Annotated in this window: 13 protein-coding genes and 1 pseudogene; 4 read left to right on the top strand and 10 right to left on the bottom strand. The window is 71.2% G+C overall.

What is annotated here, in order from left to right:
* The first annotated feature begins 121 nt into the window (after positions 1-121).
* The 4 genes and pseudogenes from ACLJT4_RS22330 to ACLJT4_RS22315 all read left to right on the top strand — a co-directional run bounded on the left by ACLJT4_RS22330 (position 122) and on the right by ACLJT4_RS22315 (position 5,356).
* Positions 122-1,370: pseudogene (locus ACLJT4_RS22330) on the top strand (macrolide family glycosyltransferase).
* Positions 1,371-1,690: 320 nt separating this feature from the next.
* On the top strand, positions 1,691-2,902 hold the full coding sequence (locus tag ACLJT4_RS22325) for a S8 family peptidase (RefSeq protein ID WP_411124460.1): 1,212 nt from the start codon (positions 1,691-1,693) through the stop codon (positions 2,900-2,902).
* A 243-nt stretch (positions 2,903-3,145) separates the two neighbouring features.
* On the top strand, positions 3,146-4,048 hold the full coding sequence (locus ACLJT4_RS22320; RefSeq protein WP_411124458.1) for a phosphotransferase family protein: 903 nt from the start codon (positions 3,146-3,148) through the stop codon (positions 4,046-4,048).
* A 216-nt stretch (positions 4,049-4,264) separates the two neighbouring features.
* Entirely contained in the window at positions 4,265-5,356 is a 1,092-nt protein-coding gene (locus tag ACLJT4_RS22315; protein ID WP_411124456.1) for a glycosyltransferase family 2 protein, read from the top strand.
* Between the two features lie 31 nt (positions 5,357-5,387).
* Here ACLJT4_RS22315 and ACLJT4_RS22310 read toward each other — a convergent pair whose 3' ends face one another.
* The 10 genes from ACLJT4_RS22310 to ACLJT4_RS22265 all read right to left on the bottom strand — a co-directional run bounded on the left by ACLJT4_RS22310 (position 5,388) and on the right by ACLJT4_RS22265 (position 14,969).
* On the bottom strand, positions 5,388-6,158 hold the full coding sequence (locus ACLJT4_RS22310) for a sirohydrochlorin chelatase (protein WP_411124454.1): 771 nt from the start codon (positions 6,156-6,158) through the stop codon (positions 5,388-5,390).
* 4 nt (positions 6,159-6,162) lie between these two features.
* Positions 6,163-7,248 (bottom strand): ABC transporter permease, encoded by a 1,086-nt coding sequence (locus ACLJT4_RS22305; protein WP_411124452.1) that lies wholly within the window; start codon positions 7,246-7,248, stop codon positions 6,163-6,165.
* The gene (locus ACLJT4_RS22300) at positions 7,235-8,035 is read right to left on the bottom strand and encodes an ABC transporter ATP-binding protein (RefSeq protein WP_275462454.1); all 801 of its coding nucleotides are present in this window, start codon (positions 8,033-8,035) and stop codon (positions 7,235-7,237) included. The genes ACLJT4_RS22305 and ACLJT4_RS22300 overlap by 14 nt, the downstream gene beginning before the upstream one ends.
* A gap of 34 nt (positions 8,036-8,069) precedes the next feature.
* Positions 8,070-9,179, bottom strand: coding sequence for an aliphatic sulfonate ABC transporter substrate-binding protein (locus ACLJT4_RS22295; protein ID WP_038522717.1), 1,110 nt, complete (start codon positions 9,177-9,179; stop codon positions 8,070-8,072).
* Positions 9,180-9,393: 214 nt separating this feature from the next.
* A complete protein-coding gene (locus tag ACLJT4_RS22290) occupies positions 9,394-10,755 on the bottom strand; it encodes a sulfate adenylyltransferase subunit 1 (protein WP_411124449.1) in 1,362 nt (453 codons plus the stop codon).
* A 2-nt stretch (positions 10,756-10,757) separates the two neighbouring features.
* Positions 10,758-11,693: a sulfate adenylyltransferase subunit CysD gene (gene cysD, locus ACLJT4_RS22285; protein ID WP_411124447.1), complete on the bottom strand. Its 936-nt coding sequence runs from the start codon at positions 11,691-11,693 to the stop codon at positions 10,758-10,760.
* A gap of 91 nt (positions 11,694-11,784) precedes the next feature.
* Positions 11,785-12,318: an adenylyl-sulfate kinase gene (cysC, locus tag ACLJT4_RS22280; protein ID WP_275462451.1), complete on the bottom strand. Its 534-nt coding sequence runs from the start codon at positions 12,316-12,318 to the stop codon at positions 11,785-11,787.
* A 23-nt stretch (positions 12,319-12,341) separates the two neighbouring features.
* Positions 12,342-13,031 carry a phosphoadenylyl-sulfate reductase gene (locus tag ACLJT4_RS22275; protein ID WP_016574322.1) on the bottom strand — a complete coding sequence of 230 codons (690 nt, stop codon included), beginning with the start codon at positions 13,029-13,031 and terminating at the stop codon, positions 12,342-12,344.
* Positions 13,028-13,240 (bottom strand): hypothetical protein, encoded by a 213-nt coding sequence (locus tag ACLJT4_RS22270; RefSeq protein WP_411124444.1) that lies wholly within the window; start codon positions 13,238-13,240, stop codon positions 13,028-13,030. Before ACLJT4_RS22270 ends, ACLJT4_RS22275 begins: the two co-directional genes overlap by 4 nt.
* Before the next feature lie 34 nt (positions 13,241-13,274).
* Positions 13,275-14,969, bottom strand: coding sequence for a nitrite/sulfite reductase (locus ACLJT4_RS22265; protein ID WP_411124442.1), 1,695 nt, complete (start codon positions 14,967-14,969; stop codon positions 13,275-13,277).
* Positions 14,970-14,975 lie beyond the last annotated feature (6 nt).

Raw genomic sequence — 14,975 nt, 5'->3', positions numbered from 1 at the left:
TCTCGCGCCCAGTCTCGCAGGTGCCACGAGGCGCTCTGGAGCCCGTCCGTCCCTGGCCCGCAGGGGGCTTCCGGCCAAGGGGAGTCGCCCTCCGTCGGCCGGGGGTGACGCCCCTTCAAGATTGCACGATACGTATCGTCTCGCTTAGGGTGCGGGGTATGCCTCAACGCCGCTCGCACCTCGCCATGTTCAGCATCCCGGCCCACGGCCACGTCCAGCCGAACCTCGACGTGATCCGTGAGCTGGTCGACCGGGGGCACCGCGTCACCTACGCCGTGCCCGCCGAGTTCGCCGACCTCGTCGCCGCCGTCGGCGCCGAACCCCGACCGTGGACCTCCGTCCTGCCTGCCGCCGACGACCCGCAGGGGTGGGGCACCGAACTCCTCGACCAACTGGAGCCGTTCCTCGACGACGCGATGCAGGCGTTGCCGCAACTCGCCGCGGCCTACGAGGGCGACACCCCCGACCTGGTGCTCCACGACAGCGCCGCGTTCCCGGCCCCGCTCCTCGCCCGCCGGTGGGGGGTCCCGGCCGTGCAACTGGCCCCGCACGTCGTCGCCTGGGACGGCTACGAGGAGGAGGCTGCCGAGGCGATGCGGGAGGAACTGCGCAGCACCGAGCGCGGCCGCGCCTACTACGCCCGCTTCCGGTCCTGGCTGGCCGAGCACGACATGGCGGACCTCGCGGAGCCGGACCACCTGGCCGCCCGGCCCGCCCGCGGGCTGGTCCTGGTCCCCCGGGCCATGCAGCCGCACGCGGACCGGGTCGACGGGTCGATCTTCACCTTCGTCGGCTCCTGCCAGGGCGACCGCTCCGCGCAGGGCGACTGGCGGCGGCCGGCCGGTCTCGCGCCGGGCGCCAAGGTGTTGCTGGTCTCGCTGGGGTCGGTGTTCACCGAGGCCCCGGACGTCTACCGGTCCTGCATCGAGGCGTTCGGCGGCCGACCGGACTGGCACGTGGTGCTCCAGATCGGGAAGTCCACTGATCCGGCCGCGCTCGGTGCGGTCCCGGACAACATCGAGGTGCACACCTGGGTCCCGCAGGTGGCGGTCCTCCGGCAGGCGGACGCGTTCGTCACCCACGCCGGGATGGGCGGCAGTCAGGAGGGGCTGGCGAACGGGGTGCCCATGGTGTGCGTACCGCAGGCCGCCGACCAGTTCATGAACGCGGACGCGTTGCAGTCGTTGGGCGTCGCCCGGCAGCTGACGAAGGGGCAGGTCACCGCGGAGGCGCTGGGGGCGGCGGTGCGCGCGGTGGTCGACGACGCCGGTGTGGCCGCGGCGCTCGACCGGGTCCGCGCGGAGATGGCGCAGGAGGGGGGCAGTGTGCGGGCCGCCGACCTCATCGAGGCCCAACTCCCGCAGGGGTAACCGCCGGTACACGGCTTGCGGGGCGCGAGCATGCCACAGCGGGACGGTTGAAAATGCAAACGCATCGTCAGCCGTCCCCTTTCATTGCGTGAACGTTAAGCGGGTTGAGTCACTGTCCGTCAACTCGCCAGGTTCTTATGAACAGTTATGTGGGGCTTTGCCTTTTCGCAGGGTTGTTGCGAATCTCACACGGCCTGGCGGGCCTTGAATTGCACCCGTCAATCCGACAGGGTTTCGAGCCAGCCCGGTGGAGCCTTTCCGGTCCCTTCGGGCACTTCGCAACGCTTCCCCCCACACCACGAACGAGGAGAACCCTCGCCATGGCTCATAAGCGTTCCAGCAAGAAGCGGCTCGTCACGGCGATATCCGCCGTTGTGGCCGCCACTGGCATCGCCGCCGTCACTGCGGTCACCGCGGGCGCGTCGCCCGCCGCCGAGGGCAAGATCTACGGCGCCGACGCCAAGGGCGCCGTCAAGGGCAGCTACATCGTGCTGCTGAAGAAGTCCGCCGCGGTGCGCGCCGCCGAGAGCGGCGACCTGGCCTCCAAGTACGGCGGCAAGGTCAAGCGGACCTTCACCTCCGCGCTCGACGGCTTCTCGACCACCGGCCTGTCCAGCGAGGACGCCAAGCGCCTGGCGGCCGACCCGGCCGTCGACAAGGTCGTCCAGAACCACACGTTCCACGCCGACGGCACCCAGGACAACCCGCCGTCGTGGGGCCTGGACCGGATCGACCAGACCGACACCAAGGGTGACGGCAAGTACAACTACCCGGACAGCGCGGGCGACGGCGTCACCGCGTACGTCATCGACACCGGCATCCACATCAGCCACAAGGACTTCGGCGGTCGCGCGTCGTACGGCTTCAACGCCATCGACAACAGCAACAAGGCCGAGGACGACAACGGCCACGGCACCCACGTCTCCGGCACCATCGGCGGCACCGCCCACGGCGTCGCGAAGAAGGTGAAGCTGGTCGCCGTCAAGGTGCTCGACGGGCAGGGCTCCGGCACCACCGAGCAGGTCGTCGCGGGCATCGACTGGGTCACCAAGAACCACAAGGGCCCCTCGGTCGCCAACATGTCCCTCGGCGGCGGCGCCGACGAGGCGCTCGACGCGGCCGTGAAGAAGGCCATCGACTCCGGTGTCACCTTCGGCGTCGCGGCCGGCAACGAGTCCACCGACGCGGGCCAGGGCTCCCCGGCGCGCGTCAAGGAGGCCATCACGGTGGCCTCCAGCACCAAGGACGACCAGCAGTCCGACTTCTCCAACTACGGCAGCGTCGTCGACCTCTACGCTCCGGGCTCCGACATCACCTCGGACTGGAACAACAGCGACGACGCCACCAAGACCATCTCCGGTACGTCGATGGCGACCCCGCACGTCGTGGGCGCCGCCGCGGTCTACCTGGCCGACCACAAGGACGCCAAGCCGGCCGACGTGGAGAAGGCGCTGACGGACGGGGCGACCCCGGACAAGATCAGCAACCCCGGGCAGGGCACGCCCAACAAGCTGCTGAAGATCGTCGAGTAGTCGATCGGACAGCTCCGCACCGCACGCCGGCCGTCGTGCTCGCCCCCACGGGGCGCGACGGCCGGCGTCGTTGCGTCCGTGACCGAGACTTCTCGTCGGCGGATCGTGCCCGTGGACGTTCACCGTGCGTGAGTGTGGTGGTGAGGCGGTCCGCCGTCAGCAGAAGCAGTTGAAGGGACCGGGCTCGGCACGGTGACACACCACGACGAGGGAGCGGTTGTCCGACCGTCGGCACTGGCTTGGGTGAGCCGTCACCTGGAGGCCGACGAACGGATCGTCAGGGCCGAGGCGCTGCACGGCGGCAGCACCGCCGAAATGCGGAGGTTGACCATCGGCGCGCGGGACGGAGGCACCCGTGACCTGGTACTGCGGACCTTCGTCGACACGGAGCACGCCGAGGACTGGCTGAACAGGGAGGCCGGCGCCCTGACCCTGCTCACGGGGAGCGGGGTTCCGGCTCCTGGCCTGGTCGGGGTTGATCCGACCGGCGCGCAGTGCGAGCATCCGTCGCTCCTCATGACGCATCTGGCGGGCCGGGTGGTCCTCGACGACGAGGGGTTGGAGGCGCGGGTCCCGCTGCTGGCCCGTCAACTCGTGGCGATCCACGCGTTGCGACCCGCTGAGCGGCCCCGGGAGTATGTGGCATTGACGACCGCCGACACCGTCGTGACTCCGAAGGGCGCCGACGCGGCGGCATGGGCCGCGGCGATCGACGTGATCCGCCAACCCGCGCCACCCTATGAAGGGCGATTCCTGCACCGGGACTTCCACCCCGGCAACGTGCTGTTCGACGTGCCGCCCGCAAGGCCGACAGATGCCCGGATCACCGGCGTCGTCGACTGGGCGGCCACCTCCTGGGGCCCGGCGGATCTCGACGTGGCGCACTGCTCCACCCATCTCGCGCTGCTGCACGGCCCCGCGTGGGGTCTGCGGTTCGCCGAGGCGTACGAGGAGGCCGGTGGGGTGCTGGCCGCGGCCGCGAGCGAGCGGCTGTACTGGCGGGTGCGCGACGGGCTGGCGTGCTCGGAAGAAGCGCGGTCGGTGTCGCAGCCATGGCGGGAGGCGGGGAGGACGGAGCTGACGACCCGAGCCGTGGAGGGGCGGCTGGACGCCTATGTCACCGCCCTGATGGACGCGCTGGGCTGAGCCGAAACCGTCCGGGGCGGAGTGTCAATCTCCCCTCCCGCGCGGCGAGTTATCCACAGGAGGGTTCCTCCGGAACCGTGGGCGGTCGAGCGTGGCTACCGTCAGTGACATGCACGGAGTCACGCCGTTCCTCGGCATCAGCACCATCGTCTACGGAGTGATCGGACTGTTCTGCGTCCTCGCCGGCGCGGTCCGCACGACAGGGGGGAGCCCACCATGCACAGCGTCACCGTCATCGTCCCGGCCCACAACGAAGAGGCCGGACTCCCGGCCACGTTGGAGTCCCTCGCGCGGCAAACGGTCCCGCCCGACCGCATCCTCGTCGTCGACGACGCCTCCACCGACCGCACCGGCGAGGTAGCCGCCGCGCACGGCGCCACGGTGCTCCGCCCACCGCGCAACCTGGGCAGCAAGGCCCGGGCGCAGAACTACGCCCTCCCGCGCTGCACCACCGACCTCGTCCTGGCCGTCGACGCGGACACCGTGCTCGCGCCGGACTACCTCCAACGCGTCCTCCCGGTCTTCGACGACCCCCAAGTGGCCCTCGCCGCGGGCACGGTCCGCACCCGCCACACCCGCACCGTGTGGGAGCGGGGGCGCTCCACGGAGTACCTCTTCGGCTTCCACTTTCATAGGCCCATCCAGGCGCGGGCCAACAGCCCCATGGTCTGCTCGGGGTGCTGCTCGGTCTTCCGACGGGAGGAACTGGTGGCCTTCGGCGGGTTCCCCGAGCGCACCATCGTCGAGGACATGGACTACACGTGGTCCCGGCAGATCGCCGGCAGACGCGCGGTCTACGTCTCCGACGCGGTCGCCCTCGCCGCCGACCCGGAGGACCTCACCTACTTCCGCAAACAGGTCAACCGCTGGATGGCCGGCTTCTGCCAGAACGTCCGGCTCCACCTCGGCCGGTTGCTCGTCCGCAAACCGCTGCTCGCGCTGTGGGTGCTGCTGGCCCTCTTCGAGATCCTCACCGCGCCGCTGTGGTGGGCCTCTCCGTTCGTGCTCAGCGCGACGACCGGTGCGTCACCACCCGTCGCCTTCGCCTGGTGGGCCGGTGCCGACCTGTTGTTGACGCTGCCACCCCTGGTGTACGCCGCCCGTCGCCGCAGACTCCCCTTGTGCGGTGTGCTGGTGAACATCCCCTGCGCCTACGCCACCAAGGCGGTCAACGTCGTCTACGCCTGGAAGGCGCTGGTCGTCGAGCTGTTGCTGGTGCCCCTGCACCTGGCGCGCGGCCTGACGGTGTACGAGAAGGGGCGCGCCGACGCGCCGCCGGGGCGCGGGGCGGTGGTGGCGGCGAGCTGAGCGGGCCGGGGCGGAGTGTGGCCGTTGCCGGTCAGGCGGTCAGGGCCGCCGTGTCGCCCCGGGCGCCGGCCCGGACGGCCTGGTCGTAACGGCGCAGCAGCAACCGGGCCAGCTCGGGGGCGGCGCCCAGCACGGGCGCGAGGATGTCGGCGCGGGCCTCGCGCGCCCCGGCGGCGATCCGGTCCGGCAGGAAGCCCGGCGCGATGACGTACGGGGCGACGGCGACGCGCCGGACGCCCTCGGCCCGCAGGGCCCGGACGGCGTCGGCCGTCCGGGGAAGAGATGCGGAGGCGAACGCAGATCGCACGGCACACCATTGAGCGGTGCGCCGCCACTCCCGCGCGATTTCAGCGATCACTGCGATCGCCTCCGGGTCCGAGGAGCCCGCCGAGGCCAGCACGACCCCGGTCGAGCGGTGGTCGCCGGGCCGCAGCCCGGCCTCCTCCAGCCGGCGCTCCAACGCGCTGGTCAGGAGGAGGGACGGGCCGAGTACCTCGGCTTGATGGACGGTCAGCAGGGGCAGTCGTGCGACGGCCTCCCGCAGCACCGCGGGGATGTCGGTCTTCGCGTGGAAGGCCCGAGTGAGGAGGAGGGGAAGCGCCACCACGTTCCGCACGTCGTCGTCCGACAGGCGCTCCAGGACCCGGGGGATCCGGGGCGCGTTGAAGTCGAGGTAGCCGACCTCCACGCGCAGCCCCGGCCGCAGCTGCCGGACCCGCGCGCAGAGCTCGGTGACGGTTGCGGCGTGCCGAGGGTCGCGACTGCCGTGGGCGATGACGAGGAGAGTGGGGCGTGCGTTCATGGTTTCAGCTCTTGACGAGGAGGCCGCGGCTGCGCAGCACCCGGCGCTCGATCGGGGCGAAGATCAACAACTCGATGCCGATGCCGACGATCAGGATCAGCAGGATCGCGCCCAGCACCCAGGACATGTCCTGCAGTTCACGGCCCTGTTCCAGGAGCTGGCCCAGCCCGGTACCGAGATCGGGAGCGTTGACGATGAGTTCGGCGGCCATCAGGGACCGCCAGGAGAACGCCCAGCCCTGCTTGAGCCCGGCGAGGTAGCCGGGCAGCGCGGCGGGGAGCAGTACGTGACGGACGCCGGCCAGTCCGGTCGCGCCGACGGTGCGGCCGGCCCGCAGGTACAGCGGGGATATCTGGTCGACGCCGGACACCAGCCCGTTGGCGATCGAGGGGACGGCGCCGAGCAGCACCACCGCGTAGATGGTGGCGTCGCTCAGGCCGAACCAGATGATCGCCGCCGGGACCCAGGCCACCGAGGGCAGGGACTGCAGACCGCTCAGGATCGGGCCGATCGCGGCCCGGACCGGCTTGACGCGGGCCACGATCAGGCCGAGCACGGTGCCGATGGCGACCGACGCCAGGAAGCCGAGGGCGCCGCGGGAGACGCTGGTCCACACGAAGCTGAGCAGGGTGCCTTCGAGCCACTTCTGCTGTAGCGAGCGGAAGACGTCGAGCGGACTCGGCAACAGGTAGTGGGGCTTGAGCTGGAAGTGGTAGGCGAGCTGCCACAGCCCCAGCACGATCACGATCGCGATGAGGGGAGGGAACGCCTTTGACAGCAGGGTGCGCAGCCACGGCTGTCGGGAGACCACGGTGGAGTCGAGCGCGTCGAGCCCGGCCTCCAGACCGGCGAGGTCACCGGCGGCGGGGCGGGACTCCCCGGCCGCCGTGGCCGGGGTCCCGGTGGACACCGTGGTGCCGGCCGCGGCAGCGGTGGTGTCGAGTTCAGCGGTGGCTCCGGCAGCCGCTTCGGCCGGGGAGTCGGCCGCCGGGCCGGCCGGTGCCTCGGCGTCGGGGGCGGTGGCCGGTCCGGTGGGGTCGTCGTCGGGCTTCCCGGTGGTGGACGACGTGGTGGTCTCAGTGCTGGCCATGGCGGCGGATCTCCCCACGGAGCTGTTCGGTGATCTCGACGGACAGGTCGGCGACCGCGGAGTCCTCGATGCGGCGCGGCTGGGGGATGTCCACCTGCCACTCCCGGGCGACCCGGCCGGGGCGGGAGGACAGCAGCACGACGCGCTCGCCGAGCCGCACCGCCTCCCGGACGTTGTGGGTGACGAACAGGACCGAGAGGTTGGTCTCGTGCCAGATCCGGGTGAGCTCGTCGTGTAGCACGTCGCGCGTGATGGCGTCGAGCGCCGCGAACGGCTCGTCCATCAGCAGCAGTTGGCTGTCCTGGGCCAGCGCCCGGGCCATCGCCACCCGCTGGCGCATGCCGCCGGACAGTTCGTGCACCCGCTTGCCGTACGCGCCCTTGAGGCGGACGAGTTCGAGCAGCCGCTCGGCCTCGCCGCGGCGTTCCGAGCGCGGCACGCCGCGCATCCGCAGGGCCAGTTCGATGTTGCGGCCGGCGGTCAGCCACGGGAACAGCGCGTGCTCCTGGAACATCAGCGCCGGGCGGCCGCCGGGCGTCTCGATGGTGCCGGCGGACGGCTTGTCCAGGCCGGCCACGAGACTGAGGAGGGTGGACTTGCCGCACCCCGAGGCCCCCAGGAGGCAGACGAATTCGCCGGGCGTGACGTCGATGCTGATGTTGTCCAGCACCTGTTGTTGCGCGCCGGGTCGGCCGAACGACTTCGAGACGTGCTGGATGCGAGCGGCGTACGGGCCGGTGGAGCCGGCGGCCGCGGGGGCGGGCTTGGTGAGCGTGTTGGTCGTCATCGGTGTCACCTCCTGGGGGTTCGGGGAGCCGGGGTCAGTTGCCGCCGAGGCCGGCGTCGTCGACCGGCGGCTTGCCCTCGGACTTGAGCACCTTGTTCAGCAGGGTGAGGTCGTAGATGCCCTTGAGGTCGGGCTTCTTCAGCAGCCCTGCCTTGACGGCGTGGTCCGCCTCCTCCTGGAGGGTGGCGGCCAGCGGGTCGTCGGTGACGTCCACGTTCTTGAAGGCCGGGTCGATGACGTCGTCCGGCAGTGCCTTACCGGTGATCGTCGGGTCCGCGAGCTTCTCGTTGAGCGCCTTGACCGCCTCGGCGGGGTGCGAGCGGATCCAGGCGTTGGTCTTCACCGACGCGCGCAGCACCGCCTCGACCGCCTTCGGGTGCTCCTTGAGGAACCGCTGCGAGACGATCATGTTGGTGATGACGAACTTGCCGTCCTTCCACAGCTTCTTCTCGTCCAGCAGCGACTTGCCGCCCTGGGCGACCAGCTTGGACGCGGTGGGCTCGGGGACCCAGGCGCCGTCGATGCTGCCCTGCTGGAAGGCAGTGGGCGTCACCTTGTTGTCGACGCGCTGGACGGTGACGTCACCCTTGCCGCTGGTGGCGTCGACCGAGTAGCCCTTCTGCGCGAGGAAGTTCAGCAGGGCGACGTCCTGGGTGTTGCCCAGCTGCGGGGTGGCGATCGTCTTGCCCTTGAGGTCGTCCAGGCTCTTGATCTTCTTGGGGTTGACGATCAGCGAGACCCCGCCGGACGCCGAACCGGCAATGATCTTCAGGCTCTTGCCGTGCGACTTCACGTAGCCGTTGATCGCGGGGGAGGGGCCGATCCAGCCGATGTCGATGGCGTTCGAGTTGAGCGCCTCGATCTCGGCGGGGCCGGCGTTGAAGACCGAGGACTTCACCGCGGTGCCGCCCAGCTCCTTCTGGAACTGGCCCGTCTGCAGGCCGATCAGCGGCGTGGCGTGGGTGGTGTTGCCGAAGAACCCGATCCTGACCTGATCGAGCCCGTCGACCTTCGGCCCCTTCGGGGCGACGGAGGCCGCGGTGTCCTTCGGGGCCTCGGAGCCGTAACCGCAGGCCCCCAGCGCGACGGTCAGCAACGGGACGGTGGCGGCGGCCGCCAGGAGGCGATGACGAACGGCAGACACGGGAGGTGGTCCTCTCGGAGGGCCGGGGCAGTACGCGCCTCGCTACGGCGCGCCCGGCGAAATGGTGGATCTTCGGAAGGAGGTTGTGGGGGGCACGGAGTCACGCATCGTCAGCGCACACATCGGCCGACTCCGCCCTGGCCGCTCCCGAGGGCGCCGCTGCCGACGCGCCCGCCTTCCTTCGCAAAGGTCGAGAACATGTCCTTGAGCATGATCAGAAGTCCCACCCCTCGTCGTCCGCCGCGCCCTGCGGCGCGGGGTCCGCGGTCGCCTCCGCGAACGCGGTGCCCGCCATGCCCGCGGTCAGCGTGGTGCCGTCCGCCGGGTCGATCAGCAGGAAGGAGCCGGTCCGCCGGGACTCCGCGTAGGCGTCCAGCGCCAGCGGCGCGGCGGTGCGCACCACGATCCGGCCGATGTCGTTGGCGGCCAGTTCGCCCGGGGCCGGGTGCTGGGAGAGGTCGTCCAGCGTCAGCCGGGACGGGATCTCCTTGACGATCGCCTTGACCGTGCGGGTGGTGTGCTTGAGCAGCACCCGCTGTCCCACGGTCAGCGGCCGGTCGGCGACGTGGCAGACGGTGGCCTCGACGTCCTGGGTGACCGACGGCGCCGCCGCGGTCGGGGCGATCAGGTCGCCCCGGGAGACGTCCAGGTCGTCGGCGAGGCGCAGGGTCACCGACTGCGGCGCCCAGGCGACGTCCACGCTCCGGCCGAGCGCGTCGATGCCCTCGACGGTGCTGGTCCGACCGGACGGCAGCACGGTGACGGCGTCGCCGACGCGCAGCACACCGGAGGCGATCTGGCCCGCGTAGCCGCGGTAGTCGGGGTGCTCGGCGGTCTGCGGGCGGATGACGTACTGGACCGGGAAGCGGGCCGGGTCGTCCGACGGGTCGGCGACCACCGGGACGGTCTCCAGGTGCTCCAGCACCGTCGGGCCGCCGTACCAGTCCATGGTGGACGACGGCGTCACGACGTTGTCGCCGGCCAGCGCCGAGATCGGGATGGCGGTGATCTCCGGTACGCCCAGCGAGCCCGCGTAGGCGGTGAACTCCTCGGCGATGGCCGCGAAGACGGGCTCCTGGTAGTCGACCAGGTCCATCTTGTTGACGGCCAGCACGACGTGCGGGACCCGCAGCAGGGCGGCGACCGCGGCGTGCCGGCGGGTCTGCTCGACCACGCCGTTGCGCGCGTCGACGAGGACGACGGCCAGTTCGGCGGTGGACGCCCCGGTCACCATGTTCCGGGTGTACTGCACGTGCCCGGGGGTGTCGGCCAGGATGAAGCGGCGGCGCGGGGTGGCGAAGTAGCGGTAGGCCACGTCGATGGTGATGCCCTGCTCGCGCTCGGCGCGCAGTCCGTCGGTCAGCAGCGCCAGGTCCGGCGCCTCCTGCCCGCGGTTGCGGGACGCGTGTTCCACGGCCTCCAACTGGTCGGCGAGGACCGACTTGGAGTCGTGCAGCAGCCGGCCGACCAGCGTCGACTTGCCGTCGTCCACGGAACCGGCGGTGGCGAAGCGCAGCAGCGAGGTGGCGCCCGCGTCCACCGTCAGGTCCGAGCGGGCGGTGTTGGTGGTGCTCATGGCTAGAAGTACCCCTCGCGCTTGCGGTCCTCCATGGCGGCCTCGGACATCTTGTCGTCGGCCCGGGTCGCGCCCCGCTCGGTGAGCCGGGACGCGGCGATCTCCGCGATGACGGCCTCGATGGTGTCCGCGTCCGATTCGACGGCGCCGGTGCAGGACATGTCGCCGACGGTGCGGTAGCGCACCTGCCGGATCTCCAGCTTCTCGTCGTCCTTCGGGCCGCCCCAGCCACCGGGCGCCAGCCACATGCCGCTGCGGGCGAAGACCTCCCGCTCGTGGGCGTAGTAGATGGCGGGCAGTTCGATCTTCTCGCGGGCGATGTACTGCCAGACGTCCAGCTCGGTCCAGTTGGAGAGCGGGAAGACCCGGACGTGCTCGCCCGGCGAGTGCCGGCCGTTGTAGAGCTGCCACAGCTCGGGCCGCTGCCGGCGCGGGTCCCAGCCGCCGAACTCGTCGCGCAGCGAGAACACCCGCTCCTTGGCGCGTGCCTTCTCCTCGTCCCGGCGGCCGCCGCCGAAGACCGCGTCGAAGCGGTTCTTGTCGATGGCGTCCAGCAGCGGCACGGTCTGCAGCGGGTTGCGGGTGCCGTCCGGGCGCTCGCGCAGTTCGCCGCGGTCGATGAAGTCCTGCACCGAGGCGACGTGCAGCCGCAGGCCGTGCCGCGCCACGGCGCGGTCGCGGTAGTCGAGGACCTCGGGGAAGTTGTGCCCGGTGTCGACGTGCAGCAGGGCGAACGGCACCGGCGCCGGCGCGAACGCCTTCAGCGCCAGGTGCAGCATGACGATGGAGTCCTTGCCGCCGGAGAAGAGGATCACGGGCCGCTCGAACTCGCCCGCCACCTCGCGGAAGATGTGCACCGCCTCGGACTCCAGGGCGTCCAGGTGCGACAGCGCGTAGGGGTTGTCCAGTTCCTCGGAAAGCGCAGCAACGGTGGTCACGCGGTATCCCCTTCGTTCGCTTCTCCGCCCACGAGGCGCGGAGGTGCGGGTATCACGGCTGGCCGCGGGGCGGTGCCCGCGTGTGTGTCGCTCACGCCAGACCCCTTTCGACGAGCAGCGCGTGCAGCGCCGCCGCGGACTCCTGCACGGTCTGGGTGTGCGACTCGATCCGCAGGTCCGGTGCCGCGGGCTCCTCGTAGGGGTCGTCCACGCCGGTCAGCCCGGAGATCTCGCCGGCCGCCTGCCGGGCGTACAGGCCCTTCACGTCGCGCTCGGAGCAGACCTCGACCGGGGTGGCGACGTGCACCTCCAGGTACGGCGTGCCCTCGCCCTGGTGACGCTTGCGCACCGCCTCGCGGCTGTCCGCGTAGGGGGCGATCACCGGGACCAGGGCCTTCACGCCGTTGCTCGCCAGCAGTTCGGCGACGAAGCCGATCCGTTGGACGTTGGTGTGCCGGTCCTCGCGGCTGAAGCCGAGGCCCGCGGAGAGGAACTCGCGGATCTCGTCGCCGTCGAGCACCTCGACGCGGTGTCCCTCGCCGCGCAGCCGCTCGGCCAGCTGGTGCGCGATGGTCGTCTTGCCCGCGCTCGGCAGACCGGTCAGCCAGATCGTGGCGCCCGTCATCTGTGTCTCCAAAAACTCCGCCATCAGTGCAGTCCGCACTCGGTCTTGTTGCTGCCGGCCCAGCGGCCGGCCCGCGCGTCCTCGCCGGCCTGCACCCGACGGGTGCAGGGGGCGCAGCCGACGGAGGCGTAGCCGTCCATCAGCAGCGGGTTGGTGAGCACCCCGTGCTCGGCGACGTAGGCGTCCACGTCGTCCTGCGTCCAGCGGGCGATCGGCGAGACCTTCACCTTCTGCCGCTTGGCGTCCCAGCCGACCACCGGGGTGTTCGCCCGGGTCGGCGACTCGTCCCGGCGCAGCCCGGTCGCCCACGCGTCGTAGCCGGCCAGGCCCGTTTCGAGCGGCTTGACCTTGCGCAGCGCGCAGCACAGGTCGGGATCGCGGTCGTGCAGCTGCGGGCCGTACTCGGCGTCCTGCTCGGCCACGGTCTGGCGGGGCGTCAGCGTGATGACGTTGACGTCCATCACCGCGGCCACCGCGTCCCGGGTCCCGAGGGTCTCCGGGAAGTGGTAGCCGGTGTCCAGGAAGACCACGTCCACGCCGGGGAAGGCCCGCGAGGCCAGGTGCGCGACGACCGCGTCCTCCATGGAGGAGGTGACGCAGAAGCGCGGCCCGAAGGCGTCGGCGGCCCACCGGAGGATCTCCAGGGCGGGCGCGTCCTCCAGGTCGCGGCCCGCCTGCTCGGCGAGCTGCTGAAGGTCGGTGCTGGTGGTCACGGCGTACCTCCGTCAGAAGCGGAAGGAACTGCGGAAGGGGAAGGAGAGGGAGCGGACCCGGCGGCTCCCGGGGACAGCAGCCCCAGGAACTTCAGCCGGAAGGCCCGGCTGCACGCCCGGCACTCCCACGAGCCGTGGCCCTCCTCGGAGGGGTGCAGGTCCTCGTCCCCGCAGTACGGGCAGTAGAACGGCGCGGCGCGTTCGCTCACGGTTCCTCCCGTTCGGTCTCGGTGCGTCGCGGGGTCACTTCAGGGCACCCTCTTCGGCGCGCGCCGCCCAGGTGGCGAACCGCTCGCCCTCCTCGCGCTGCGCCTCGAAGTTGCGCAGCACCCGCTCGACGTAGTCGGGCAGCTCCTCGGAGGTCACCTTCAGCCCGCGGACCTTGCGGCCGAAGCCCGGCTCCAGGCCCAGCGCGCCGCCCAGGTGCACCTGGTAGCCCTCGACCTGGTTGCCGTCGTCGTCCAGCACCAGCTGGCCCTTGAGGCCGATGTCCGCGACCTGGATACGGGCGCAGGCGTTGGGGCAGCCGTTGAGGTTGATGGTGATCGGCTCCTGGAAGTCCGGCATCCGGCGCTCCAGTTCGTCGATCAGCGCGGAGCCGCGCCCCTTGGTCTCGACGATGGCGAGCTTGCAGAACTCGATGCCGGTGCAGGCCATCGTGCCGCGCCGGAAGGGCGACGGGTTGACCTGGAAGTCCAGCGCCTCCAGCCCGGCGACCAGCGAGTCGATCCGGTCCTCGGTCACGTCGAGGATGATCATCTTCTGCTCGACGGTGGTGCGCAGCCGGTCCGAGCCGTGTGCGGCGGCGAGTTCGGCGACCTTGGTGAGGGTGGCGCCGTCGACCCGGCCGACGCGCGGGGCGAAGCCCACGTAGAACCGGCCGTCCTGCTGCCGGTGCACGCCGACGTGGTCGCGCCACCTGTGCGCGGGCTGCTCGGGCGCCGGGCCGTCGACCAGCTTGCGCTGGAGGTACTCGTCCTCAAGCACCTGGCGGAACTTCTCCGGGCCCCAGTCGGCCATCAGGAACTTCAACCGGGCGCGGGTGCGCAGCCGGCGGTAGCCGTAGTCCCGGAAGATGCCGACCACGCCGGCCCAGACGTCGGCGACCTCGTCCAGCGGCACCCAGGTGCCCAGGCGCTGCGCGAGCTTGGGGTTGGTGGACAGGCCACCGCCGACCCACAGGTCGAAGCCCGGGCCGTGCTCGGGGTGGACGACGCCGACGAAGGCCACGTCGTTGATCTCGTGCACCACGTCCTGGACCGGCGAGCCGGAGATCGCGGTCTTGAACTTGCGCGGCAGGTTGGAGAACTCCTTGCTGCCGATGTAGCGCTCGTGGATCTCGTCCACGGCAGGGGTGCCGTCGATGATCTCGTCCGCCGCGATGCCGGCCACCGGCGAACCGATGATCACGCGCGGGCAGTCGCCGCACGCCTCGGTCGTGGACAGCCCCACGGCCTCCAGCTCCTCCCAGATGGCGGGCACGTCCTCGATGCGCACCCAGTGCAGCTGGACGTTCTGCCGGTCGGTGATGTCCGCGGTGCCGCGGGCGTACTGCTCCGAGACCTCGCCGATGGCGCGCAGTTGGGCGACGGTGAGCCGACCGCCGTCGATGCGGACCCGCAGCATGAAGTACTTGTCGTCGAGCTCCTCGGGCTCCAGCACCGCGGTCTTGCCGCCGTCGATCCCGGGCTTGCGCTGGGTGTACAGGCCCCACCAACGCATCCGGCCACGCAGGTCGTTGGGGTCGATGGAGTCGAAACCGGCCTTGGAGTAGATCGTCTCAATGCGTGTCCGCACATTGAGACCGTCGTCGTCCTTCTTGAACTGCTCGTTGCCGTTGAGGGGCGTGAAGTGACCAACGGCCCACTGACCCTCGCCGCGGTGGCGGCCGGCCTTGCGGCGGGTCGTGGCGGTGGGCGGTTCCGGGGTGGCGGCCATGGGTTA

This window comes from Streptomyces sp. x-19, from assembly GCF_046549115.1.
In the GTDB taxonomy this organism is placed as follows: Bacteria; Actinomycetota; Actinomycetes; order Streptomycetales; family Streptomycetaceae; genus Streptomyces; species Streptomyces albulus_C.
Note: the sequence above shows the minus strand (reverse complement) of the source record. Positions and strands in the feature narration are given on the sequence as shown.

Excerpts from the sequence above, each read along its gene's own strand:
- ACLJT4_RS22325 (WP_411124460.1), top strand. The coding sequence starts at position 1,691 with ATGGCTCATAAGCGTTCCAGCAAGAAGCGGCTCGTCACGGCGATATCC.
- ACLJT4_RS22315 (WP_411124456.1), top strand. The coding sequence starts at position 4,265 with ATGCACAGCGTCACCGTCATCGTCCCGGCCCACAACGAAGAGGCCGGA.
- ACLJT4_RS22310 (WP_411124454.1), bottom strand. The coding sequence starts at position 6,158 with ATGAACGCACGCCCCACTCTCCTCGTCATCGCCCACGGCAGTCGCGAC.
- ACLJT4_RS22305 (WP_411124452.1), bottom strand. The coding sequence starts at position 7,248 with ATGGCCAGCACTGAGACCACCACGTCGTCCACCACCGGGAAGCCCGAC.
- ACLJT4_RS22300 (WP_275462454.1), bottom strand. The coding sequence starts at position 8,035 with ATGACGACCAACACGCTCACCAAGCCCGCCCCCGCGGCCGCCGGCTCC.
- ACLJT4_RS22290 (WP_411124449.1), bottom strand. The coding sequence starts at position 10,755 with ATGAGCACCACCAACACCGCCCGCTCGGACCTGACGGTGGACGCGGGC.
- cysC (WP_275462451.1), bottom strand. The coding sequence starts at position 12,318 with ATGACGGGCGCCACGATCTGGCTGACCGGTCTGCCGAGCGCGGGCAAG.
- ACLJT4_RS22265 (WP_411124442.1), bottom strand. The coding sequence starts at position 14,969 with ATGGCCGCCACCCCGGAACCGCCCACCGCCACGACCCGCCGCAAGGCC.